Source organism: Paralcaligenes sp. KSB-10, from assembly GCF_021266465.1.
Lineage (GTDB): Bacteria > Pseudomonadota > Gammaproteobacteria > Burkholderiales > Burkholderiaceae_B.
In genome coordinates, this window is sequence record NZ_CP089848.1 from 2628047 (window position 1) to 2652253 (window position 24207).

A 24207-nucleotide genomic window follows, 5' to 3' on the forward strand; every position below is an offset into this window, starting at 1 on the left:
TACTCCAGACACCAAAACCCTCTAATGCGTACCGCCCGCCGTTATCTAGCCCGCGAAATCTATCGCTCCAGCGCCGTTGTGCTGCTGGCACTGGTGGGTCTATTCACCTTTTTTGCCCTGATCGACGACCTCGACAACATTGGCCCGAAATTCACTTTGCTCAGCCTGTTTTATCTGCAAGCCCTGGCTTTCCCGACCCGGCTGTACGATTTGCTGCCCATCGGCCTGCTGATCGGCGCGGTCCTGGCCCTGGCGGGACTGGCACAGCGCAACGAACTGGTCATCCTGCGGGTTTCAGGCGTTAGCGGGATGCGGCTGCTGTATATGCTCTGGGTTATTACCTTGCCCATGGTGATAGGTGCGTTCATATTGTCCGAGGTCATCACTCCCGCGGCCGAAATCAAATCCAGCGAAGCCAATCTGACCATGCTGGGCCGCACCGAAGGCGGTCGCCTGAACAGCGGCTACTGGTTCAAGGAGCCCACGCCCGACGGCGGAACGCGCATCATCAACATCAAGCAACTCCAGGCTGGCGGCGGTGTCACAGGGATTACTCTCTACGAATTCCGCAAAGGCCAGGAACTGACCGCGCTGACGCAAGCAACCAGCGGCCGCTTCAGCGACGGCAAACTCGTTCTCGATCATGTCACCGAAACCCGGATCGACGCCGGATCGCCCGCCGCGCTGGCCAACGCCCAAACACCGGATGCTCCGATCGCGCATGTCAAGACCATGCCCGATCGGTCCCTCAATACCACCCTGACGCCTGAGCGCCTGATCGCCCGTATCCTGACCCCCGAACGCATGTCGATAGCCGATCTGCTCGACTACATCGGCTATCTGAAAGCCAATAAGCTGCAGACCGAGCGCCAGGTGGTCGCTCTGTGGCGCAAAATTGCCTATCCGTTCACTTTGCTTGTCATGATTACCATCGCCGCGCCGATCGGCTTCATGCAAACACGCCGCGGCGGCGTCGGCAGCAAGGTTTTTGTCGGTATTCTGCTGGGCGTGGGATTTTTCATGCTCAATCAGCTCGCCCTCAATGTGGGCATGTTAAGCAAATGGGCTCCCTGGGTAACGGCTCTGGTGCCGAATCTGGCCGCACTCGGGCTGGCCCTGGGCGTGCTCATCATTATGGAAAATCAGCATAGCGTGCGCAGCTTCAGCCAGGCACGCTGGCCATGGAGCAAAAGAGCAGCATGAATACGAAGTCGGATATCTGGATCATCGGCGATATTCAGGGCTGCTGCTCACCGCTTGTCGAGCTGCTGGCGCATCCGGATCTCGCCCGCGACCCGGATGCCCAATTCTGGTTTGCCGGCGACCTGGTCAACCGCGGCCCCGACTCGCTCAACACCCTGCGGCGCATCATCAGTCTGGGCGACCGCGCCGTGACCGTTCTTGGCAATCATGACCTGCACTTGCTGGCCGTTGCCGCCGGAGTCAAAAAGCCAGGCAAGTCGGACACCTTCAACGATGTGCTCGGCGCCCCGGACAGCAAAGATCTCATCGACTGGCTGCGGCATTGCCCGCTGGCCCACTACGCCCACCGCCATTTGCTGGTTCATGCGGGTGTACTGCCCAAGTGGAGCGTCGACAAAACCCTGGCGCTGGCCGCCGAGGTCGAAGCGGCGTTGCGCGGCCCCGACTGGAAAAACATGCTGCACAAGATGTATGGCAACGAACCACTGCGCTGGAAAGACGGTTACAGTGGGGGCAAGCGTTTGCGCGTCATTATCAATGCCCTGACGCGCATGCGCATGTGCAACAGCAAGGGCCATATGGAGTTCTCCCACAAGGGAGCGCCCGGCTCGAGTGCAGGCCTGATGCCCTGGTTCGATGTGCCCAACCGGGTCATTCGCGACGACACCATTGTATTTGGCCACTGGTCGACCCTGGGCCTGCTGATTCGCCCGGATGTCATTTGTCTGGATACCGGCTGCATTTGGGGCGGAAAACTCAGCGCGTTGCGGCTGCACGATCACAAAATCGTGCAGGTCGGCTGCTCGCAGTACCAGAACCCCACCGAACATTAAACCAGGGTCACGACGGCTTATGCCCGCCGACCTTCACCGCGCCGCGGATGACATGATGCGTATGCGATGCCGTTTTGCTGCGCCCCAGCTCACGGCACACTGCGTTGGACAAGACAGGCAGAAACTCGGCCTCGACCCGCACCCCGGTCGTACCCAGCAGGCACCACAAGTTTTGCAGCAGGTTCTGTTCGCCGACAAAGGCAATATAGTCGCTGCGCCTGCCGCGATGCAGAAATCGCAATGCCACCGGCTGAATATCGACATTGGCGCGAATCGCCGCCTCAAACAGGCTTGAATGAAACGGCGCCACGTCGAAACCGGCCGAGGTCGTCCCCTCGGGAAACAGGCCCACGACTTCACCCTGCTCGAACCGTGCCTTCATCTGTTCGCCGACCGCCATGATCGCCTGGCGCTGGCCTCGTTCGATGAATACCGTGCCCGCACCGGCAACCAGCCGGCCGATGATCGGCCATCGTCGAATATCGCTTTTGGCAATGAAGCTCATGGGCCTCACACCATTGAGCACGAAAATATCGACCCATGAAACATGATTCGCCACCCAGAGCGCCGCGCCGCCCGATCCGGGTTCGCCCTGCACCTGGACCCTGACCCCGCAGAACACCAGCAGGACGCGCGACCATTGGTGATTCATGCTTTTTCGCACTGGCAAGGACGCAAAAGGAAAAATGCAAATTACCGATAACAAGCCCAGCACAATCCAGATAAACACGAAAATTGCCCGCACGGAAAACAGCAGAACGCTCAAATCAGTCTCTCTTTATGATTTCTGGGGCAAGCACATCGAAATAGCGCTGCAGGATCACGGCGGCGGCCACCGCATCGTCGGGAGCGTTCGAGCCCAGAATGTGTTGCGCTTCAAGGCTCGAGCCACGTTCGTCGATCAGCTCGACCTCGAGGCTGAACCGGCCGCGTAGCTGGTTCGCGAAGCGCCGGCACCGCAAGGAAGCATACTGTTCGCTTCCGTCGAGGGTAAGCGGCAAACCCACAATGACCCGCTGCGGCTGCCATTCATCCAACAAACGGCCAATCGCGGCAAAACGCTGCTGGCGTGTGAGGGGCGTCAATATTTCCAGCGGCCGGGCTTGCCGCGTCAGGGTGTTGCCGATGGCCACCCCTATTTTTTTTGTGCCGTAATCAAAGGCAAGCAGGGTTTCCTCAGTCATGGCCCGCGTCGCCCGCCAGCATCAGGGGATCGACGCCCAGCAGACGCAAGGCAGCCTCGTAACGATTTTCGGGGGGAGTATCGAACAGTACAGCCTCGGAGGCGACAACATTCAGCCAGGCGTTCTGGGCCATTTCACTCTCGAGCTGCCCGGCACCCCAGCCGGCATAGCCCAATGTCACCAGAATATGCGCCGGCCCATGTCCCTGGGCCACATCCTGCAAGACGTCGCGCGAGGTGGTCAAGGCCATTTCGCCCAGCCGGATGCTGGACCCATACTCGCCCACCGGCGCATGCAATACAAACCCCCTGTCGGTTTGAACCGGCCCGCCGAAGAACACGGGCGAGTCCTTGATGGGGCCGATTTCCAGGGATAAATCGAGATCGATGCGCTCGAGCAGGCTCCCCACGGTAAGGTCGGTAGGACGGTTGATCACCAGTCCCAGCGCGCCATGCTCGGTGTGTTCGCAGACATAAATGACTGTATCGGCCAGATTGCCCTGAACCATGCCGGGCATGGCTACCAGGAACTGGCGGGACAAGTCGACGCTCGCGCCGCTATGGGACTGTTTGGCAGATGGTTCCATGACTTGTCCTTTTCTGATTTGTTGGACTGATTAAACCTCAATCAGTTCGAAATCTTCCTTGCGCGCCCCGCACTCGGGGCAAACCCAGTTGGGCGGGACATCTTCCCAGCGCGTTCCCGCCGCAATTCCCTCTTCGGGCACACCTGTGGCTTCATCATAAATCCAGCCACAAATCAAACACATCCAAGTACGCATCTTTTGTTACTCACTGAAAAATTCAAGCCCAAAATCCAACGGTTTTCAGGCGCTTCTATTAGAATGGGGTCAATCTTACTAAACCCAACAGCAATTACTTTGATAATAACCAAAGATTTTTGCCAACTTCTGCGATTTTTTCATCTGTGCAAGCGACAAGCCCCCCATTAGTTCTTATTTTCGGCCCTTTTGACCCCAGCGGATCGAGTAGCCTGCCCGCTGATGCGGTTACTTGCGCCACACTGGGATGCCACGCCTTGAGCACCTTGACGGCCATCCATGTCCAGGACACCGTGGGCGTCGAAGAAATCCATCCCGTCACGCCCGAACTCATCGACGACCAGGCTCGCTGCCTGCTCGAAGACATGCCGGTGCAAGCCATCAAGATCGGCGCCTTGTATACCCCCGAGTCGGTCAGCGCACTGGCGCAGATCGCCGCCGACTATAGCAATGTACCGCTGGTCCTGCACCTGAATGCCCTGCCCGATGAAGCGGCGCTTGAAGACATGGACTCCGAAGAGACGCTTGGCGCCATTTTAGAACTATTGCTGCCGCAAACCGATATCGTCATTGCCGATCACAATCTGCTGCTGCAATGGCAAACCGACGGGCTTCTGTCCGGTGTCGAATCCGACAGCGCAACGCAAGCCCTGCTGCAATACGGCGCAAAGTGGGTATTGAGCACCGCATCGCCCATCCGCCCCGGACAAGGTTCTTATCTGCTGCAGGGGCAGGAAAACCAAACATTCAACTGGGCCTGGCAAGCACCCACGACGCGCCTGCACGACGCCGACGGGCCGCTGGCCTGCGCCATCACCTGCCGACTGGCTCTGGGGCAGGAGATTCCCCAGGCCGTCGAAGCGGCCATCAAACAGGCGAATCCCCTGACGACGAATTCGTTCCAGCCCGGCATGGGCCATAGGCTGATCAATCGATCCTACTCATGACGACGCTCCTCCGATTCCCTCGCGGCGTGTATGGCATTACGCCTGAATGGGCCGATACGCAACGGCTTCTTGCCGCGATTGAGGCCGCCGCCGACGGCGGCATGGCGGCTCTGCAGTGGCGCCGCAAGACAGGCACGCTGCGTGAGCGGCAACGCCAGGCGCGCGCGCTGGCCAAATTGTGCAAAAAACGGGGCATATTATTTATTATCAACGACGATTGGCGTCTGGCTGCGGAGCTTGATGCCGATGGCGTCCATTTGGGACGCGAAGACGGCCAGCTGGCCGAAGCCAGACTAGGGCTCGGCTCGGGAAAAATCGTGGGTTGCTCGTGCTACAACGACCCGGCGCTGGCGCAACAGGCATTGGCCGCCGATGTCGATTACATTGCCTTTGGAGCGCTCTACCCTTCGAGCATCAAGCCTGAGGCAGTTCGGGCCACGCTCGAACACATCAGGATAGGACGCGCACTGGCCGAAGGAAAAACACGTGCCGGCGCTCGCGTTGCGGTGGTAGCCATAGGCGGCTTGACGGCCGACAATGCCGCTCCGGTCATTCAGGCGGGAGCCGACAGCATCGCCTTGATCAGCGGCCTGTTCGGAGGCTCTCGAATTCGCGCCACGGCCGCTCGCTGCGACGAGCTGTTCAGATAACCAGGCAACAAGCTTGCTATGCTATAGCGTTTGTGCCTTTCTTTTTATATTTTGCATCGAGTCCAATCGCCATGTCCCGCAATACCGAACTGTTCGAACGCGCCTGTCAAAGCATACCTGGCGGAGTCAATTCGCCGGTCAGAGCTTTTCGCTCGGTAGGAGGCTCGCCCCGTTTCATCAAGCGGGCGCAAGGCGCCTACCTGTGGGACGCCGACAATACCCGCTACATTGATTATGTTGGATCGTGGGGGCCGGCCATTCTCGGGCACGCGCACCCTGAAGTCATCCGCGCGGTGCAGGAGGCCGCGGTCGACGGCTTGTCGTTCGGCGCGCCGACCGAGGCCGAAATCCAGATCGCCGAAGCCATCATCGCCCGCATCCCGTCGATCGACAAGGTGCGTCTGGTCAGCTCCGGCACGGAAGCCACCATGACAGCCATACGCCTGGCGCGAGGCTACACGGGGCGCTCGAAAATCATCAAGTTCGAAGGCTGCTACCATGGCCACGCCGACAGTCTGCTGGTCAAGGCAGGCTCGGGCATGCTTACGTTCGGCAATCCGACCTCGGCCGGCGTGCCGGCCGAATTCATCCAGCACACGCTGGTGCTCGACTATAACAAGCTGGATTCGGTTGAAGCGGCATTCAAGCAGTACGGCGCCGACATCGCTTGCATTATTGTCGAGCCCATTGCCGGCAATATGAACCTGATCAAGCCTTTGCCGGGTTTTCTCGAAGGTCTGCGGGCCTTGTGTACGCAATACGGCGCCCTGCTGATTTTCGATGAGGTCATGACCGGTTTTCGGGTCGGACCGCAAGGCGTGCAGGGTCTTATGGGCATTACCCCGGACCTGACCACGCTGGCCAAGGTGATCGGGGGCGGGATGCCGGTGGGGGCCTTTGGCGGCCGCGCCGACATCATGGAACATATCGCCCCTCTGGGCGGGGTTTATCAGGCCGGTACGCTGTCGGGGAATCCTGTGGCTGTCGCGGCGGGTCTGACTACGCTCAGGCTGCTTTCAGAACCGGGGTTTTATGAGCGTCTGGGAGCGCAAACCAAGAAGCTGGTGATGGGCTTGGCGGAACGCGGCAAAGCGGCGGGCATCACGCTCAGCACGGATCATGTCGGCGGCATGTTCGGCCTTTATTTCAGCGAAACGATCCCGAAAAGCTTTGATGAGGTGTCGGCCTGCAATGTGGAGCGTTTCAAGATGTTCTTCCACGCCATGTTGATCAAGGGTGTGTATTTTGCCCCTTCGGCTTTCGAGGCCGGCTTTGTATCGGCAGCCCACGACGACGACATCATCCGCGCCACGCTGGATGCGGCGGAACAGGCGTTCGCCAAGCTCTGATTGCTGCGGCATTCTGGCCGTGGGTGTGGTTGGCGGTTGTACTCGTTCTTAAACACGTTCTTAAGCGTTCTTAAGGCGCGGGGGTGGCGGGTTCAGACAGTCCGTGAGGGTGTTTTTGCGCAGAAGCGTTCTTAAGACGCGGGGGTGGCGGCCCAGGCGGGGTGGGGCTCGCATCGTCCGGTCCTGGCTTTGCCAGGACTGCCCGCGGCCGCAGCCTGGATCGGGCGGTCGCGGAACTCGCGTCGTCCACAGCCCCCCGGGCTGTGGACACCCTTGACGCTCAGACAACCGCGCCCTTGCATCCCGATCCAGGCTGCGGCCGCGGCGGACTCAAGCTCGCCCACCCCGCCTGGGCCGCCACCCCCGCTCGCATCTAGGTTTTTGGGCGATCACAGGCCTATGTTTTTTGGGCGATCACGGGCCTGCGGTTTTTGAATGGTCACGGGCTTGCGTTTTTTGCACGATCATGGGCCAGCGCGGCTATGAGTTATGGGCATGAGTCAACGCGGCAATCAGGGGGTCGCGCGGACAGTTCGTAGGGATCAAGCGGTGGGCGGCACGACGGCGGTGACTTCGATTTCCACGCGGGCCCGGTCTTCGACCAGGTCGCCCACTTCAACGGCGGTCATGGCGGGGTAATGGCGGCCAATCACCTCGCGGTAATGGCGGCCAACTTCGCGCAAGGCTGCTACATATTCATTTTTATCGCATACGTACCAGGTCATCCTGGCGATGTGCTCCGGGCCTGCGCCGCCTTCTTTGAGAACGGCCACGATGTTTCTCAATGCCTGGCCCACCTGCTCGGCGAAGTCGTCGGTCTCGAACTCCTGCTGGCCATTCCAGCCAATCTGGCCACCGACAAACAGCAGGCGGCTGCCCACCACCATTTCCGCCATGATGCCATTGGCGTAGCCGCGCGGAGCCAACCAGTCGGGAGGTTGCAAAGTATTCATTCCATTTTCCTTATAAGACTCTGATCATGATGATTTCTTACGCAGCATGAAACGCTGCAGCTTGCCGGTTTCGGTGCGCGGCAGGCTGTCGACAAACTCAATGGCACGCGGATACTTATAGGGCGCGATTACCGATTTGACGTGTTCCTGCAAGGTTTTGACCATGGCAGCATCGTGGCTGAAGCCGGGCTTGAGCACCACATAGGCGGTCACGACATTGCCGCGGTCCGCATCGGGGACGCCCACTACCCCACACTCGGCAACCGCCTCGTGCCGCAACAGGGCTCCCTCGACCTCGGGGCCGGCGATGTTGTAGCCGGCCGAGATAATCATGTCGTCGTTGCGGGCCTGGTAAAACAGGTAGCCGTCCTCATCCATGCTGAAGGTATCGCCGGGCAGGTTCCAGCCCTGCTGCACAAAGACGCCCTGGCGCTCATCGCTCAAATAGCGGCAGCCGGTCGGCCCCTTGACGGCCAGACGGCCCACGACGCCCGGCGCGACCGGCTTGAAGTCCTGATCGACCACCTGCGCCACATAGCCCGGCACGACTTTGCCGATAGAGCCGCGGCGCACCTCGGCGCCCGCGCTCGACACATATACATGGATCATCTCGGTGCCTCCTATGCCATCGATCATTTCGATTCCGCTGGCCTCTTTCCAGAGCTGCCGCGTGGCGTCGGGCAAGGCTTCCCCCGCCGATACGGTCTTTTTCAGCGTCGACAGATCGTATTTGGACACCAGGACTGCCATCTGGCGGTAAAACGTAGGCGCCGTAAAAGTCATGGTGACACCGAAATCCTGCACCGTTGCCAGCATCTCGTCAGGAGTAAGCCGCTCGGTCAGCACAACGGACGCGCCGACCCGCAGCGGAAAACACAGCAAGCCGCCCAATCCGAAGGTGAACGCCAAAGGAGGCGTGCCGCAGACTATGTCGGCGGCATCCATCTGCAAGGTGTGCCGGGAAAAGGTATCGCACATCGCCAGCACATCGCGATGGAAGTGCATGCAACCCTTGGGCTTGCCGGTTGTACCGCTGGTGAAGGCAATCAGGCATACGTCGTCGATGGCGGCATCGCAGGCCGCGTAAGTCTCCGGCTTGGCCGCGGCAAGCGCTTCCAGCCCCTCCGCGCCAGGATCATTGAAATAGCGCACCTGCCTGATTTCGGGACAAAAATCGGGATGCCTGGCATCCAGGCAATGCTCGATCTCGTCGGCCAGGCGCACATCGCACAAGACCGCCTGTACTTGAGCCTTTTGAATAATCGGCTTGAGCTCCGAGGCTCGCAGCAGGGGCATGGTCGGCACCGTAACCAGGCCCGCCTTCACGGCGGCCAGCCAGGAGGCGGCCATCATCACATTATTGGGGCCGCGCAACAAGACCCGGTTGCCCGCCTGCAATTGCATGTCTTCGGTCAGCACCCGGGCGATCCGGTTGGTCAGGGCCATGAGTTCGAGGTAGCTCATGCTGCGGTGTTCCCCGCCCTCGCGCCAGCGCAGGGCGATCCGGTCGCCCCGGCCCTGGCCCACGATCGCATCGACCAGCTCCACCGCGCAATTCAGGCGCGCCGGATAGGCCACGTCGGGGTTGCCGTCGAGAAGCAGTTCCGGCCACTGATCCAGAGGTGGCAGATGATCCCGCGCAAAGGTGTCTTGGTATGCCGATACTTCCATGTCCGTCTCCTTGTTGTCCCGGCTGCGCCGCCCGCTTCCAGCTTGCGGCGCGGGCTCTGCGTCCTAGCCGTCTTTGAGCAGCTCGCGCGCAATAATCAGTTTTTGCACTTCAGTCGCGCCCTCGTAGATGCGCAAGGCGCGAATTTCGCGGTACAGTTTTTCAACCGGCATGCCGCTCACCACACCGGCTCCGCCAAACATCTGCAAGGCCCGGTCGATGACGCGTTGGGCCGACTCGGTCGCCGCCATCTTTGCCATGGCCGCCTCGCGGGTGGTGCGGACTCCCTTGACGTCGCGCATCCAGGCGGCCCGGTACGTCAGCAAGGCGGCGGCATCGATTTCCGTGGCCATATCGCCCAGTGCCGCCTGGGTCAATTGCAAGTCACCCAGCATCTGGCCGAACATGGGGCGCGACCTGGCGCGCGCCAGCGCCTCTTGCAAGGCCCGGCGCGCAAAGCCCAGAGCGGCCGCGGCCACCGAGGCGCGAAAGATGTCCAGAGTCATCATCGCAATCTTGAAACCCTGCCCGGGATCGCCCAGCCGATGCGAAACGGGAACCCGGCACTCGTCGAACCGCAGCGTTGCCAAGGGGTGAGGGGCAATGACTTCGATACGCTCCGAGACAGTCAGGCCCGGCGCGTCCGCATCGACCACAAACGCGGTAATACCACGCGCGCCGGGGGCTTCGCCGGTGCGAGCGAAAACACAATAGAAATCGGCAATTCCGCCGTTCGAAATCCAGGTTTTCTGTCCGTTCAGGACGTAGGCATCGCCGTCCAGCCGCGCCTCGCACGCCATGGCCGCCACATCGGAGCCGGCTTCCGGTTCGGACAGGGCAAAAGCCGCTATCGCCTGACCGCCGGCCACTCTGGGCAAATAGGCCAATCGCAGTGCATCGCTGCCCGCTATGGAAATAGCGCCGCTGCCCAGTCCTTGCATGGCAAAGGCAAAGTCGGCCAGCCCATCGTGGCGCGCCAGGGTTTCGCGCACGATGCACAAGGCGCGCGAATCGATCGCCGGCCAGCGCCCCCCCCAACTGCCGTCGGGCCCCTGCGGAACGCCTACGCGCAACCATCCCGCGGCACCCAGCTCGCCCACCAGGCGGCGACATGCCGCATCGGTATCGCTATGGTCCACATGCGCCAGGGTGCTGTTGCACCAGGCTTCAAGCTGCCGGGCCAGCTCCTGATGCCGTTCATCGAAAAAAGGCCATTCCAGCCAACTGGTGTCGTTCATTCAATCACCTTCGAACACAGGTTTTTGCTTGGCGACGAAAGCATCGTAGGCACGGCGAAAATCACGGGTCTGCATACAAATGGCCTGGGCCTCGGCCTCGGCCTCGATGGCCTCGTCGACGCCCATCGCCCATTCCTGATGCAGCAATTTCTTGGTGACGCCATGCGCGAACGTGGGGCCGTCGGCCAACTGACGCGCCAGCGCCTGGGCGGTGCCGAGCACCGCGCCGGAGGCCTGCAGGCTATTGAAAAACCCCCAGCTCAAACCTTCATCTGCCGTCATCGCCCGGCCGGTATACAACAATTCCGATGCCCGGCCCTGGCCTATCATGCGCGGCAACAGGGAGCACGCCCCCATGTCCGCACCCGCCAGGCCGACGCGCGTGAACAGGAACGCCGTGCGTGCCTGCGGCGTACCGATGCGCATATCGGAAGCCAGGGCCACCATGGCGCCGGCGCCGGCGCAAATGCCATCGACGGCGGCCACGATGGGCTGGGGGCAGCCGCGCATTGCCTTGACCAGATCGCCTGTCATGCGCGTGAAATCGAGCAACTCGGGCATGGTCATGGTGGTCAGGGGCCCTATGATTTCATGCACATCCCCGCCCGAGCAGAAATTTCCACCCGCCCCGGCGATAACGATGGTTTTGATATCGCCGGCATAAACCAGGCCGCGAAACAAATCGCGCAACTCGGCATAGGAATCGAACGTCAGGGGATTCTTGCGCTCCGGACGATTCAGGGTAATGGTTGCCACCTTGCCGTCGGCGGACGCCTCCCACAGGAAGTTCTTTGCCCGATAGCCGGCATAAGGGCGTTTGTGGTGGGTCATTGTATGTACTGCCTGTTCCATGCAGATTCTCCTTTTTCAGACAGCGGGCGCTAACCCGCCATCACCTCTCCCCCGTCGATGGGGATGGATTGTCCATTGACGGCCGCCGAGCCGGGCTGGCACAGCCACAGCACCGCTTCGGCGACCTCGTCCGGTTGCACGAGCCTGCCCTGGGGATTGCGCTCCGCCAGCTTCCCCCGGGCCTGCTCGGCATTCATGCCGGTTTTTTCAGTGATATTCGCAACCGCTTCCCGCACAATATCGGTTTCGGTGTAGCCCGGGCACACCGCATTGACTGTCACGCCCTTTCTTGCGGTTTCGAGCGCCAGCGCGCGAGTCAGCCCGATGACGCCGTGCTTGGCGGCGCAATAGGCGCTTACATAGGCGTAACCGACCAGGCCGGCGGTGCTGGCCACATTCACAATGCGCCCCCATTGCCGTTCCAGCATATCCGGCAGGGCTGCCTGCATGCAGTGGAAAGTGCCGGTCAGGTTCACGGCCAGCATTTGCTGCCATGCCGCCTCATCCAGGCGATCGAAGCGCTGGCTGACGGCCTGCCCCGCGTTATTCACCAGAATATCGATCGGGCCGAAACGTGCCTTGGCCGCGGCAAAGGCCTGATGCACATCGGACTGCCGGGCAATATCGCCGCTGGCAAAATTCACTTCGCCATGAACGGCAAGGCTGGCGGCCGCCTGTTTGAGCGCAGCTTCGCCTCGCCCCATGAGCGTGACGCATGCTCCCTGCTCCAGCAATTGCCGCGCCACGGCATAGCCTATGCCGCGCGAAGCGCCGGTTACCAGCGCATGGCGCTTGTCGAGCGAATGGTTAAGGCTCATTTTCCCACCGGCTGCGCATAAGCGGCCGCCCGTTCAAAATTGGTTTCAAGCTGGCGCTTGGCCGGGAAATATTGTTTGGGCCAGGCCACATCGACAAAGCCTATGCGCGCCGACTCACGCAAGGTCCAGGCCGCGTCGGCCAGATGCGGACGGGCCAGGGCGCATAAATCCGCGCGGCCCGATGCAATGATGCTGTTGACGTGATCGGCTTCGAAAATCGCCCCCACGGCAATCGTCGGCACGCCGGCCTCGTTGCGCACCCGGTCGGAGAACGGAGTTTGATACATGCGCCCGTAAACCGGCTTTTCCTCCTTGCTGACCTGCCCGGACGAACAGTCCACCATGTCGGCGCCCGCCGCCTTGAACTGGCGCGCGATGTCGATCGCATCGTCGGCCGTAATACCGCCCTCGACCCAATCGTGCGCCGATATGCGCACCGACATGGGCAGGTGCTGCGGCCAAACGTCCCGCACCGCCCGGAATACTTCCAGCGGGTAGCGCAGGCGATTTTCGAGAGTGCCGCCGTATTCATCGCCGCGCTGATTCGTCAGCGGCGAAATAAAGCTGGACAGCAGATAACCGTGCGCGCAATGCAGCTCCAGCCAATCGAAACCGGCCTGCTGCGCACGGCGGGCGGCCGCGACGAATTCGTCGCGCACCGTATCCATTTGCCGGCGCGTCATTTCTTGCGGCACCTGTGACACGCCGTCGATATAGGGAATGGGCGAAGCCGACACCAGAGGCCAATTGCCGGAGGGCAAAGGCATGTCGGTACCTTCCCAACTGACCCGCGTCGACCCTTTGCGCCCCGCGTGGCCCAGTTGCATGCCGATCTTGGCACTGGTGTTCTGGTGCACGAAATCGGTAATGCGCCTGAAGGCATGCATTTGGCCATCGTTCCAAAGCCCCGGGCACCCTGGGGTGATGCGCGCTTCCGGAGACACACATGTCATTTCGACCATGACCATCCCGGCCCCGCCCATGGCGCGCGCGCCCAGGTGCACCAGATGAAAATCGCCCGGAACGCCGTCAACGCTCGAATACATGGCCATGGGCGACACAACGACGCGATTCTTCAAGGTCATGCCGCGTGCCGTATAAGGCATATGCATGGGTGGGATCGACTGCTCGCCCTGCGGCGCGGCGCCGGCCTTGCCCGCCATCCAGCGTTCGTAGCTTTCGATCCACGCGGTATCGCGCAATCGCAGGTTTTCGTGCGAAATCCGTTGCGACCGCGTCAGCAAGGAATAGGCGAACTGCTCGGGCTCGAAATTGGCATAGCGCCGCACATTTTCGAACCATTCGGTGGAATTGCGCGCCGCGTTCTGGATTTTCAGGACCTCGATACTGCGTACGTCCTGATAATGGCGCAAGCCTTGTTCCAGATCGTTATTGTGTTCGAGAATGGAACGATTCAATTCGATGGCGTCTTCCAGCGCCAGTTTCGTTCCCGAGCCTATCGAAAAATGCGCGGTATGCGCGGCATCGCCCATCAGAACAATAGGCACGCGCCGGCCATCGGACAAGGCCTGCTCGTGCACCCAGGTGTTGCAGATTACCCGCGGAAAGCGGATCCAGATCGCCGACCCGCGCAGGTGCGTCGCATTGGAAACCAGGGCATTGCCGTCAAGCCACGGGGCGAACAGTTTTTCGCAATAGGCAATACCCTCTTCCTGGCTCATGGCCTCGAGGCCGGACGCTTTCCAGGTTTCGTCCAGGGTTTCCACGATGAATGTCGACATCCCCGCCTCGAACTGATAGGCATGGGCCTGAAACCAGCCGTGCTCGGTCTGCACAAAGGCAAAGGTGAACGCGTCGAAGGTTTTCTTGGTTCCCAGCCATACGAAACGGCACTGGCGGGTATCGATATCCGGCTGAAACGTATCGGCATAGCGAGTGCGCACGCGGCTGTTCAAGCCGTCGGAAGCCACTACCAGATCGGCTTGATATTTTTCGGCCAGGGCCTGGTCATCGGACACATCGGTTTCGAATACCAGCTTGACATCGAGCTCTTCGCAGCGGGCCTGCAAAATATTGAGCAGCTTCTTGCGCCCTATTCCGATAAAGCCATGGCCGCCGCTACGTATGCTGCGGTCCTTGTAATGGATCTCGATGTCGTCCCAATGATTGAAAGCGGCGCTGATCTGCCTGGCGGAAACGGGATCGGCTTCTTTCAGGTTTTCGAGCGTGGCGTCGGAAAACACCACGCCCCAGCCAAACGTATCGTACGGACGATTGCGTTCGACCACCGTCACTTCATGCGTGGAATCGCTGAGCTTCATGAGCAAGCCAAAATACAGGCCTGCCGGGCCTCCGCCTATGCATACGATTTTCAAGATCTTCTCCGAACGAACGCCCTACCTGTCGACAAGCCATCGGGCCACTGGTGCTGCCCTGATTCCGATGCCATATACTTTAAGCTTAAACTATATAGCCAAAAAAAAGAGCCGGCAAGCACTATTTTTCAACCGCGGCGGCACATGCGCCGCGGCGACTCCGCGGGCACGACAGGCGGCACATAGCATATGCCGCCCGCTTTCTCTTCAGAATCATGCACTCAAACCATAAATAGTTTGCAGCAGCGTTGCTCGCGACTGGCCTATGACAGCCCCTTTCCAGTCGTCGTTCTCAGGGTAAAAAGCGGCCCGGTGAGCGGCTTTCAGTGCGTGGCGGCGAGTTGGATCCACATCGGGCCTGTTGGCCAACCAGCGATCTGCGCGCAAAGCCGTGAACACCTCGTCCAGGGGCGCGGTACCGTATTCCAGCGCCAGGAACGTCAATTCCGGCACGGCGGCGCACTCTTCGAGCATGGCCTGCACCAGGGTTCCCCGGACATCCACCGTGCTCGAATCGGAATCGAAAATGGCCACGACGTCGCGACCCCACCATTCCCGGGCACGCTGGTAATCGGGGCCATCGGCCTGCACAAAGATTTTTTCCGCATGGCCGTATGGCCCCAGGCCCGTGTGATAGTCGATCCAGGCAATACGGTTGCGCGGCCGCCCATACTGCCGGAAGATTTCGCGCAAGCTGCGGTTGCTCCACGAGGCCGCGCGGCCGCCGTAAAACAGGCCGTCGGCGTGCGTATACTGGCCTTGCATCATGCCGTCGCGGTAGGCCTGCTCGCCCCGGGTGAGAATAAACTCCTGAATGGCCCGTGCGTTATCTTCACCTGGAGGCCAGCTTGCGGGGATCAGATAAGGATGCAGGGCATCGTAATGGGGATTTTCCGGCAAGGCCGCCGTAAAGTCGCAGAAATTGCGATTCAAATCAATGTTTTCTTCGTTGGTACGATGCCCGTATGAAAAGCCGTAAGGATTCAGGGCATGCACCAGCAGCACGCCGATTCCGGCCTCACGCGCCTTACGCAACAGGGCGGCGTCGTTCATCAGCGCGACCTGGCAGCCCGAACCGCAATACCCTTCGGCGCCATGAGTGCCCGAAGTCAGCACCAGCATGGCCGGCGCGTCGGCCGGCCCCGAATACGCAACATCGATCGACAGGACCTCACCGTCGATACCCAGGCCGACCGGATTGATGAAAGTCTGCAGATCGAACTCCTTTTCCTCTGCCGTGGCCATGAAAATGGCTTTGGCCTCGGCATAGGACGCGGCAAAGAATTTTTCAAGCATATGCACTCCTGGAAAGGCCGGCGCAATAAATCCGGCCAAAGCCGACTGCCGGCCGCGCCTGCGGGGACAGGCCTTGACCCATCCGCACGGGGCATGACGCAACACCGGCAAGCACTTTTATGGTTTAGGGTTAAATAGTATTCGTATTTATAATTTAAACTGTATTGATTGAAACAGTGTAAATTCAAGTATGTTTCACTGCCGCATGCAGGCATGGCCGTCCATATTATGGGCATCCCGCATGGCGGGCAACCAGCAATTGCGCTCATGCCCGCGGGGCATGTCCCGTTTGCTCCAGCACTCAATGGTGCCGGCGCGGGCGCACTGCCAGACGGCTTGCGCCCCGGCGGTGTTGAATTCGTCTGTACCCGGACACACCGTCACACGGCAGTTCCGGCCTTCTCGATAAAAGTCATGGGCAACACTCACGAAACCGACCTGGAACTCATACCCGACCTGGAAAGCCGCACTATTCCCGAAGATCATCACGACTTGCGGCTATGGCTGCGCCTGCTGACCTGCTGCAACCTGATCGAAAGCGAAATTCGCACCCGCCTGCGCATCGAATTCGAAACCACCCTGCCGCGCTTCGATCTGATGGCACAACTGCTGCGCGCACCATCGGGCATGAAAATGAGCGAACTTTCCAGGCATATGATGGTGACCAACGGCAACATCACCGGCATTACCGACCAGCTTGAAAAAGAAGGTTTGGTCGAGCGCATCAAGGTCGCCACCGATCGCCGCAGCTCTCTCATCAAACTGACGGTCAAAGGCAAGCGGACATTCAAGAAAATGGCCCAGTCGCACGAGCAATGGATCCAGGACCTGTTGGGCGGCCTGTCGGAAAAGAGCGGCAAAGCCCTGTTCGAAGCCCTGGGCGAGCTCAAGTTGCTGACCCAGCCGCGACGCTCCAGCCGCCCTTGAACTCAAGGTTATAGCGGCGAGCCGTCGTCGTATAGGCAGCACAAGCCGCCGCGCAAAGTGTCCGTACAATCCCCTTATAGCCGCGCTGGCCCATGATCGTGCAAAAAACGCAAGCCCGTGACCATTCAAAAAACGCAGGCCCGTGATCGCCCAAAAAACATAGGCCTGTGATCGCCCAAAAACCTAGATGCGAGCGGGGGTGGCGGGGTGGGCGAGCTTGAGTCCGCCGCGGCCGCGGGCAGTCCTGGCAAAGCCAGGACCGGACGATGCGAGCCCCACCCCGCCTGGGCCGCCACCCCCGCGTCTTAAGAACGCAGAAAACAGCCAGCCACAAGAACCCCACGCCTACGCATCCATAACGAACCCACAAGCGCCCCCCCATAAAACAAACAAGCGCTGTTAAAATTTTCGCTTCCCTGTCGCCAGACAAAGCTATTCTGTCGCAAGGCAAGCCCTGAACCGCCGTCCCATAAAATACCGCAACCGGCGTTTCAGCCGGATTGAAACTTTCACGCCCTCCTACCGTCGAGTAAACCGCCATGGCCGTCAACCTGTACATCCCGCCCGAATCCGACATCTTCCCCGTTGCGGGAATTGAAATCGGCATAGCCGAAGCCGGCATACGCAAGGCGAATCGACGCGACCTGACCCTGTTCCGCCTGGCGCCGGGCACGTCCGTTGCCGGTGTTTTCACTCAAAACCGCTTTCGCGCCGCCCCCGTACAAGTCTGCGAAAGCCACCTTGCCGCCGCCAAAGGCATAGGCGCGCTGGTCATCAATACCGGCAACGCCAACGCCGGCACGGGCCAGAGCGGCCTTCAGGCCGCCCGCCAGACCTGCGCCGCGCTCGCCGGGCTGCTGCACATCCAGCCCGAACAAATCCTGCCCTTTTCAACCGGCGTGATTCTCGAGCCGCTGCCCGTCGACCGCCTGACCGCGGCCCTGCCGCAGGCCATCGCCAGCCTGAGCTCGGGCAACTGGTACGCAGCCGCGCACAGCATCATGACGACCGACACACAGCCAAAAATCGTTTCCCGCCGCCTGAATATCGGCGGCAAAACCATTACGATCACGGGAATCAGCAAGGGCGCCGGCATGATCCGCCCCAATATGGCCACCATGCTGGGCTACCTGGCAACCGATGCCGGCATAGCCCCGGCGCTGCTCAAAACCGCCGCCGCCGCCATTGCCAACCGCTCCTTCAACCGCATCACCGTCGACGGCGACACCTCGACCAACGACTCCTTCATTATCATGGCAAGCGGACAGGCGGGCCTGCAGATCGAGTCGGACTCCGACCCTCTCTACCCAGCCATTTACGAAGCCCTGGCGGAAGCCGCCGCCGAACTGGCGCAGAAAATCGTGCGCGACGCCGAGGGAGCCACCAAATTCATGACCATCCGGGTCGAACAAGCAGGGACCAGCGAGGAAGCGCTGAAAGTGGCCTATTCCGTGGCCCAGTCGCCGCTGGTCAAAACCGCGTTCTATGCATCCGACCCCAATCTCGGGCGGATCCTCGCGGCCATCGGCTACGCCGGCATCGCCGACCTGGACGTGAACAAGATCAATCTCTGGCTGGGCGACGTACTGGTGGCCAGCCAGGGGGGGCGCCACCCCGACTACCAGGAGGCCGACGGACAACGCATCATGAAAGAGCCGGAAATCCTGGTGCGCATCGCGCTGGGCCGGGGTAATGTGTCCGACACGGTGTACACCTGCGACTTTTCGCACGAGTATGTAAGCATCAACGCAGACTACAGATCCTAGGGCAAAACCCGCAACACCTTGACTTCAAAAACAAAATCACGTTATTATGTAGAGCTTGGCATTTTGCCAAAGGATATTTTTCGAGGTATTTCCCACATGTACGCGGTCATAAAAACCGGCGGCAAACAGTATCGTGTTGCTGCAGGTCAAAAACTCAAGATAGAACAGATACCGGCAGACATTGGGCAAGAAATTACGCTAGACCAGGTATTATCGGTTGGCGAAGGCGATCAATTGAAAATTGGTACGCCTTTGGTTTCCGGGGCCGTGGTCACAGCAACCGTTCTTGCGCAAGGCCGCCACGACAAGGTCAAGATCTTCAAGATGCGCCGTCGCAAGCACTATCAGAAGCGTCAAGGTCATCGTCAGAACTACACCGAACTTCGCATCGACGCCGTTACGGCCTGATGTTCGATTCAACGGTTTTGTATAGCAGGAGCTAAACATGGCACATAAAAAAGGCGGCGGCTCTACGCATAACGGTCGCGACTCGGAATCGAAGCGGCTCGGCGTCAAAATGTACGGTGGCCAGCTTATTTCGGCCGGTGCGATCATCGTGCGTCAGCGCGGCACCCGTTTCCACCCCGGCACCAATGTCGGCATGGGCAAAGATCATACTTTGTACTCGCTGGTCGAAGGCAAAGTGAAGTTTGCCGTCAAAGGCGCCCTGAACAAGCCCACGGTATCCGTGGTGGTAGCCGAGTAATACTCAGCCAGCCAGCTTGTCAGCCAAGGCCCTGCCGTGAAGGCAGGGCTTTTTGTTTTAGAATAGTCAGGCTTGGCAACTGTATGCGCAAGCCCGCATGCCGGCCATTTCCATCGCCCGACTTGCACCCTTACACATAGAACCCATCATCATGAAATTCGTAGACGAAGCCACCATCGAAGTCATCGCCGGCAAAGGCGGCAATGGCGCCGCGAGCTTTCGCCGCGAAAAATTCATCCCCAAGGGGGGGCCCGACGGCGGCGACGGCGGGCGAGGCGGCAGCATCTATGCGGTTGCCGATCGCAATATCAATACCCTGATCGATTTTCGCTATGCGCGCCTGCATCGCGGCAAAAACGGCGAAAACGGCCGAGGCTCCGATCAATACGGCGCCGCCGCACCCGATATCGTGCTGCGCGTACCGGTGGGCACGATCATTCAGGACGCCGAAACCGGCGAACAGTTGTTCGACCTCGATCACCACAAGCAGCAAGTCACTCTTGCGGCCGGCGGTGAAGGCGGCATGGGCAACCTCCACTTCAAGTCCAGCGTCAACCGCGCCCCGCGCCAGTTCACACCAGGCAAAGAAGGCGAACAGCGCAAACTGCGCCTCGAACTCAAGATACTGGCCGATGTGGGCTTGCTCGGCTTGCCCAATGCCGGCAAATCGACCCTCATCACCAAAATTTCCAATGCGCGGCCCAAAATCGCCGACTACCCCTTTACCACGCTGCATCCCAACCTGGGTGTAGTGCGCACCTCGCCGTCGCGCAGCTTTGTCGTGGCCGATATACCGGGGCTGATCGAAGGCGCCTCCGAAGGGGCCGGCCTCGGGCATCTGTTTTTGCGGCACCTGACGCGTACCCGGGTACTCCTGCACCTGGTCGACATATCCTCGCCCGACCTGGAAAACGATCCCATCGAACAGGCGGTTGCCAACGCTCGCGCCATAGTCGAAGAACTGCGCCTTTACGATCCGGACCTGTACGCCAAGCCCCGCTGGCTGGTCCTGAACAAGCTCGATATGGTTGCCGATCCCGACGACGCCAAGCGGCGCTTCTGCGAAGCCCTGGACTGGACCGGCCCGGTCTTCACTATTTCCGCGCTCACCGGCGACGGCACCCAGGAACTCATCTGGCAACTGCAGGACTGGCTGGATGCCGAACGCGCCAGGATGCACATCGCTCAGGATCAGGCCGACGGCACTTTCGTTGCCGAAGACCCGCGCTTCGATGCGAGCCGTGGCGATGCCGAGCCGGCGCCGCCGCCCGTCCCGGAAGACCCGCGCTTTAGAAACTAGTGGTATCGTCTCCTACCCCAAGTCCGCTGTTCCGACCATGTCTGCCGCCAATACTGCCTCATCCACCATTGCCAAGGCCAAGCGCCTTGTAGCCAAAGTAGGCTCCTCGCTCGTTACCAACGAAGGCAAGGGGATAGACCTTGTAGCGGTTGCCGAATGGGCGGCCCAGATTGCCTCTCTGCATGCGCAGGGCCGGCAGATGGTACTGGTATCCAGCGGCGCAATTGCCGAAGGCATGGCGCGCCTGGGCTGGACCAAACGCCCGCACACCATGCACGAACTGCAGGCCGCCGCCGCGGTAGGCCAAATGGGCCTCATCCAGGCCTACGAGGTGGCATTCGCCAAACACGGCATCCGCACCGCGCAAATTCTGCTGACCCATGAAGACCTGGCGGACCGCCGCCGCTATCTGAATGCACGCACCACCCTCTATACCCTGCTGTCGCTCGGTGTCGTGCCTATCGTCAATGAAAACGACACGGTGGTCACCGACGAAATTCGGCTGGGCGACAACGACACGCTCGGTGCGCTGGTCACCAACCTGATCGAAGCCGATGCCCTGATCATCCTGACCGATCAACGCGGCCTGTACCGCTCCGATCCGCGCAAAAACCCCGATGCCGAATTCATTTCGGTGGCCCAGGCCGGAGATCCGGCTCTTGAAGCCATGGCCGGAGGCGCCGGCAGCGGCATCGGCACGGGCGGCATGCTCACCAAAGTGCTGGCCGCCAAGCGTGCCGCCAATAGCGGCGGCCATACCATCATCGCCTCCGGACGCGAGCCCAATGTGCTCATCCGCCTGGCCCAGGGCGAGCGCATAGGCAGCGAACTGCGGGCCATCCTGCCGGTGCGCTCGGCGCGCAAGCGCTGGCTGGCCAATCATTTGCGACTGCGCGGGCGTGTCACGCTTGATGCCGGCGCCGTGCGAGCCGTCACGCAAGATCATAAAAGCCTGCTATCCATAGGTGTGGTTGCGGTAGAGGGCGAATTCGAACGCGGCGACGTAGTGGCTTGCGTCGACCAGCATGGCGTCGAATGCGGCCGCGGCCTGATCAATTATTCGGCCAACGACACGCGCCGCATCATGCGCCAGCCCAGCAGCCGCATTCCCGATATTCTGGGCAGCATGTCCGACCAGGAACTCATGCATCGCGACAACATGGTATTTGCCCGGCCGGCCCTGCGCGCGGGCGCAAATCAGGCGGCCCAACCCGACTGAGCCAGACGGCCCGCTCGTCGCCCGCCCGCGGAATAGCTTGCGGGTGGCCCGCGTCAGGCCAGCTTCAGCGGGCGTTTTTCCTGCGACGGCAGTTCCGCCAGGCGGGCTTGCAAATACTCGATGAACGCACGCACCTTGACCGGCATCATGCGCGAAGGGAACAGGGCCATCAGCGGAATAGGCTTGAACTCCCACTCGGGCAGCACCCGCTGCAAGCGTTCCGCCAGGTCCGTCGCAACGGAACAGTGATTGGGCAATGGAGCAATACCCATGCCTTGCGTAGTCATGCGCTGCAGCATGCCGATGTTATTGATGGCCAGCCGTCCAGATACCGTGACTTCCTCGACTTTCGAGCCCGAGGTCAATACCCAGGTGGACCCTTCCCTCCCCGCACTGGAGCGCAGGCATTGGTGCTGAGCCAGATCGGCGGGCACCGCCGGCGTTCCATGACGGGCCAGATAGGCGCTGGAAGCATAAAGACACACAGCCACGTTGGAGATGCGGCGTGAAATCACGCCGGAATCGGGTTGAGCGCCAAAACGAAATACGATATCGAACGAATCGGCCAATAAATCGATAGGGCTGATGCCCAGGTCGATTTCACACTCGATATCGGGATAAAGCTCACAGAAACCCCGCAATATGGCCGGCATGAAACTCACGGAGAAGCTGGTCGGCATGGATATGCGCAAACGGCCTTTGGGCTGCTGGGCCACTTCCAGCAACTGTTCATGAGCGATGCGCGCCTCGGCAACTATGTGCTGACAGCGCTCGAAATAGACGCTGCCGGCTTCGGTCAGCTCGATCTTCCGGGTACTGCGGTTGAGCAGGCGCACGGCAATTATGCGTTCCAGCTCATTGATACGCCGGGACAAGGTCGAAACCGGCATTTCCAGGGCCTCGGCGGCGCGGCTGAAACTCTTGCGCTTGGCTACCTCGACAAACAGTGCGATGTCATCCAGCGATGTGTCCATTGTTTATTCCAAAAACAGTGATAGTTTTTTTCAATTTCCTAGCATACACCCTTTATTATTCCATGAATGGAAATATATTTGCAATAATTAGGGTTTATACCTAATCAAAAAAAGCACACACTTCATCCATCGATTACAGCTTGCATCCCGCAAGCGGGGCAACAAAAAGCCTTCGATTTTTTGATTAGTGATGGAGTTTTATATGAAAGCCTTTGCAAGTGTACTAATGATTTCCGCTTCCCTGATCGCCGGTGCCGCGCAAGCTGCCACCTCGGCTGATGCGCCTGTGTCCAAAACCCGTGCGCAAGTCGTCGCCGAACTGCAGCAAGCTCGTGCCGAAGGTCTGTTGAGCACTGGTGAAGCGGATTATCCCGCTGTCGTTCAAGCCAATGCCGGCGCCAAGACGCGCGCTCAAGTGGAGTCTGAATTGGTGGTTGCCGAGGCAGCCGGCCAAGTCAGCACCGGCGAATCGGATTATCCTCCGCTTGCCGCTCAAACCAATGCCAGCAGCACGACTCGCGCCGCAGTAGAAGCCGAGTACGCTCAGTTGGCCGCAGCGGGCCAATTGCCTCAAACCACGTTCTAAGTGGGCATCGAGCCGTATCAACCGGCAAATCGCCCTATTGAACACACACACACGTTTTCCGGGAACTGCAGTCACTGGAGTTCCCGGAAAACGTGTGGCCACATGGCCCGAACCGCCTCAGCGTTCATTTTTGCGCGGCTATGAACAGCGTTTCCTTGATTTCTTCCATGACGACGCAGCTTTTGGTCTGGGTTACTCCAGGCAATCGCAGCAGGATATCGCCCAGCAACGTGCGGTACTGACCTATCTCCCTGATACGCGCCTTGACCAGATAGTCGAAATCCCCCGAAACCAGATGACATTCCAGCACCTGCGGAATACACAGGACCTCACGCCGGAAATCATCGAAAGTGCGGTCGGATTTGCTCGACATGGAGACCTCTACAAACACCAGTAGCCCGGCATCCAGCGCGGCGGGTGAAACATGGGCGTGATAACCCGTAATGACCCCGTCGCGCTCCAGTCGTTTGACACGCTCTATGCAGGGTGTGACCGTCAAGCCTACCGCTTCGGCCAGGTCGGTCATGGACATGCGGCCATCGCGCTGCAGCAGATCAAGAATATGCCGATCCAGCTTGTCGAGCGCATGAACCGGATAACGCTGTACCCTCAAGGTTTTC

25 protein-coding genes are annotated in these 24207 nt (G+C 60.2%); 12 read left to right on the forward strand and 13 right to left on the reverse strand.

Annotated elements, in window-relative coordinates; genetic code table 11:
• Nucleotides 1–24: 24 nt before the first annotated feature.
• Both lptG and LSG25_RS11980 read left to right on the forward strand, forming a co-directional pair.
• Nucleotides 25–1203, forward strand: coding sequence for an LPS export ABC transporter permease LptG (lptG, locus tag LSG25_RS11975; protein ID WP_232741161.1), 1179 nt, complete (start codon nt 25–27; stop codon nt 1201–1203).
• Nucleotides 1200–2036: a symmetrical bis(5'-nucleosyl)-tetraphosphatase gene (locus LSG25_RS11980; RefSeq protein ID WP_232741162.1), complete on the forward strand. Its 837-nt coding sequence runs from the start codon at nt 1200–1202 to the stop codon at nt 2034–2036. Before lptG ends, LSG25_RS11980 begins: the two co-directional genes overlap by 4 nt.
• A gap of 7 nt (nt 2037–2043) precedes the next feature.
• Here the strand turns inward: LSG25_RS11980 and LSG25_RS11985 are convergent, their stop codons facing one another.
• The 4 genes from LSG25_RS11985 to LSG25_RS12000 are packed head-to-tail and all read right to left on the reverse strand — an operon-like array spanning nt 2044 to nt 4001.
• Nucleotides 2044–2802 (reverse strand): lysophospholipid acyltransferase family protein, encoded by a 759-nt coding sequence (locus LSG25_RS11985; RefSeq protein ID WP_370635861.1) that lies wholly within the window; start codon nt 2800–2802, stop codon nt 2044–2046.
• Nucleotide 2803: 1 nt separating this feature from the next.
• On the reverse strand, nt 2804–3220 hold the full coding sequence (ruvX, locus tag LSG25_RS11990) for a Holliday junction resolvase RuvX (protein ID WP_232741164.1): 417 nt from the start codon (nt 3218–3220) through the stop codon (nt 2804–2806).
• Nucleotides 3213–3806 carry a YqgE/AlgH family protein gene (locus tag LSG25_RS11995; RefSeq protein ID WP_232741165.1) on the reverse strand — a complete coding sequence of 198 codons (594 nt, stop codon included), beginning with the start codon at nt 3804–3806 and terminating at the stop codon, nt 3213–3215. Before LSG25_RS11995 ends, ruvX begins: the two co-directional genes overlap by 8 nt.
• Before the next feature lie 30 nt (nt 3807–3836).
• Nucleotides 3837–4001, reverse strand: a complete 165-nt coding sequence (locus LSG25_RS12000) for a rubredoxin (protein WP_232741166.1) — start codon at nt 3999–4001, stop codon at nt 3837–3839.
• A gap of 146 nt (nt 4002–4147) precedes the next feature.
• Here LSG25_RS12000 and LSG25_RS12005 point away from each other — a divergent pair, with 146 nt between their 5' ends.
• The 3 genes from LSG25_RS12005 to hemL all read left to right on the forward strand — a co-directional run bounded on the left by LSG25_RS12005 (nt 4148) and on the right by hemL (nt 6947).
• Nucleotides 4148–4948 carry a hydroxymethylpyrimidine/phosphomethylpyrimidine kinase gene (locus LSG25_RS12005; RefSeq protein WP_232741167.1) on the forward strand — a complete coding sequence of 267 codons (801 nt, stop codon included), beginning with the start codon at nt 4148–4150 and terminating at the stop codon, nt 4946–4948.
• Entirely contained in the window at nt 4945–5598 is a 654-nt protein-coding gene (thiE, locus tag LSG25_RS12010) for a thiamine phosphate synthase (RefSeq protein WP_232741168.1), read from the forward strand. Before LSG25_RS12005 ends, thiE begins: the two co-directional genes overlap by 4 nt.
• A gap of 71 nt (nt 5599–5669) precedes the next feature.
• Nucleotides 5670–6947, forward strand: a complete 1278-nt coding sequence (hemL, locus tag LSG25_RS12015; RefSeq protein ID WP_232741169.1) for a glutamate-1-semialdehyde 2,1-aminomutase — start codon at nt 5670–5672, stop codon at nt 6945–6947.
• A gap of 542 nt (nt 6948–7489) precedes the next feature.
• Here the strand turns inward: hemL and LSG25_RS12020 are convergent.
• From LSG25_RS12020 to LSG25_RS12050, 7 genes are all read right to left on the reverse strand, one after another.
• Complete coding sequence (locus LSG25_RS12020) at nt 7490–7900, reverse strand: RidA family protein (protein WP_232741170.1); 411 nt, start codon at nt 7898–7900, stop codon at nt 7490–7492.
• Between the two features lie 24 nt (nt 7901–7924).
• Complete coding sequence (locus LSG25_RS12025; RefSeq protein WP_232741171.1) at nt 7925–9571, reverse strand: AMP-binding protein; 1647 nt, start codon at nt 9569–9571, stop codon at nt 7925–7927.
• A 63-nt stretch (nt 9572–9634) separates the two neighbouring features.
• Complete coding sequence (locus LSG25_RS12030; protein ID WP_232741172.1) at nt 9635–10807, reverse strand: acyl-CoA dehydrogenase family protein; 1173 nt, start codon at nt 10805–10807, stop codon at nt 9635–9637.
• Nucleotides 10808–11659, reverse strand: a complete 852-nt coding sequence (locus LSG25_RS12035; protein WP_232741173.1) for an enoyl-CoA hydratase family protein — start codon at nt 11657–11659, stop codon at nt 10808–10810.
• Nucleotides 11660–11688: 29 nt separating this feature from the next.
• Nucleotides 11689–12477, reverse strand: a complete 789-nt coding sequence (locus tag LSG25_RS12040; RefSeq protein ID WP_232741174.1) for an SDR family NAD(P)-dependent oxidoreductase — start codon at nt 12475–12477, stop codon at nt 11689–11691.
• Nucleotides 12474–14813: a bifunctional salicylyl-CoA 5-hydroxylase/oxidoreductase gene (locus tag LSG25_RS12045; RefSeq protein WP_232741175.1), complete on the reverse strand. Its 2340-nt coding sequence runs from the start codon at nt 14811–14813 to the stop codon at nt 12474–12476. Before LSG25_RS12045 ends, LSG25_RS12040 begins: the two co-directional genes overlap by 4 nt.
• 213 nt (nt 14814–15026) lie before the next feature.
• Nucleotides 15027–16109: a M14 family metallopeptidase gene (locus LSG25_RS12050; protein ID WP_232741176.1), complete on the reverse strand. Its 1083-nt coding sequence runs from the start codon at nt 16107–16109 to the stop codon at nt 15027–15029.
• Between the two features lie 414 nt (nt 16110–16523).
• On the opposite strand from LSG25_RS12050, the gene LSG25_RS12055 reads away from it, so the two are divergent.
• From LSG25_RS12055 to proB, 6 genes are all read left to right on the forward strand, one after another.
• Nucleotides 16524–17036, forward strand: a complete 513-nt coding sequence (locus LSG25_RS12055) for a MarR family winged helix-turn-helix transcriptional regulator (RefSeq protein WP_370635862.1) — start codon at nt 16524–16526, stop codon at nt 17034–17036.
• Between the two features lie 539 nt (nt 17037–17575).
• Nucleotides 17576–18802, forward strand: coding sequence for a bifunctional glutamate N-acetyltransferase/amino-acid acetyltransferase ArgJ (argJ, locus tag LSG25_RS12060; RefSeq protein ID WP_232741177.1), 1227 nt, complete (start codon nt 17576–17578; stop codon nt 18800–18802).
• Nucleotides 18803–18898: 96 nt separating this feature from the next.
• The gene (gene rplU, locus LSG25_RS12065; RefSeq protein ID WP_232744667.1) at nt 18899–19210 is read left to right on the forward strand and encodes a 50S ribosomal protein L21; all 312 of its coding nucleotides are present in this window, start codon (nt 18899–18901) and stop codon (nt 19208–19210) included.
• A 37-nt stretch (nt 19211–19247) separates the two neighbouring features.
• Nucleotides 19248–19508 (forward strand): 50S ribosomal protein L27, encoded by a 261-nt coding sequence (gene rpmA, locus LSG25_RS12070; protein WP_232741178.1) that lies wholly within the window; start codon nt 19248–19250, stop codon nt 19506–19508.
• Nucleotides 19509–19659: 151 nt separating this feature from the next.
• On the forward strand, nt 19660–20808 hold the full coding sequence (gene obgE, locus LSG25_RS12075) for a GTPase ObgE (protein WP_232741179.1): 1149 nt from the start codon (nt 19660–19662) through the stop codon (nt 20806–20808).
• A 37-nt stretch (nt 20809–20845) separates the two neighbouring features.
• Nucleotides 20846–22027, forward strand: coding sequence for a glutamate 5-kinase (gene proB, locus LSG25_RS12080; protein ID WP_232741180.1), 1182 nt, complete (start codon nt 20846–20848; stop codon nt 22025–22027).
• 53 nt (nt 22028–22080) lie between these two features.
• Here proB and LSG25_RS12085 read toward each other — a convergent pair whose 3' ends face one another.
• Nucleotides 22081–23001, reverse strand: coding sequence for a LysR family transcriptional regulator (locus tag LSG25_RS12085; RefSeq protein WP_232741181.1), 921 nt, complete (start codon nt 22999–23001; stop codon nt 22081–22083).
• Between the two features lie 202 nt (nt 23002–23203).
• Here LSG25_RS12085 and LSG25_RS12090 point away from each other — a divergent pair, with 202 nt between their 5' ends.
• Nucleotides 23204–23587 (forward strand): DUF4148 domain-containing protein, encoded by a 384-nt coding sequence (locus tag LSG25_RS12090; RefSeq protein ID WP_232741182.1) that lies wholly within the window; start codon nt 23204–23206, stop codon nt 23585–23587.
• 124 nt (nt 23588–23711) lie between these two features.
• On the opposite strand, the gene LSG25_RS12095 is transcribed toward LSG25_RS12090, so the two are convergent.
• Nucleotides 23712–24200 carry an Lrp/AsnC ligand binding domain-containing protein gene (locus LSG25_RS12095; protein WP_305072083.1) on the reverse strand — a complete coding sequence of 163 codons (489 nt, stop codon included), beginning with the start codon at nt 24198–24200 and terminating at the stop codon, nt 23712–23714.
• Between the last annotated feature and the right edge of the window lie 7 nt (nt 24201–24207).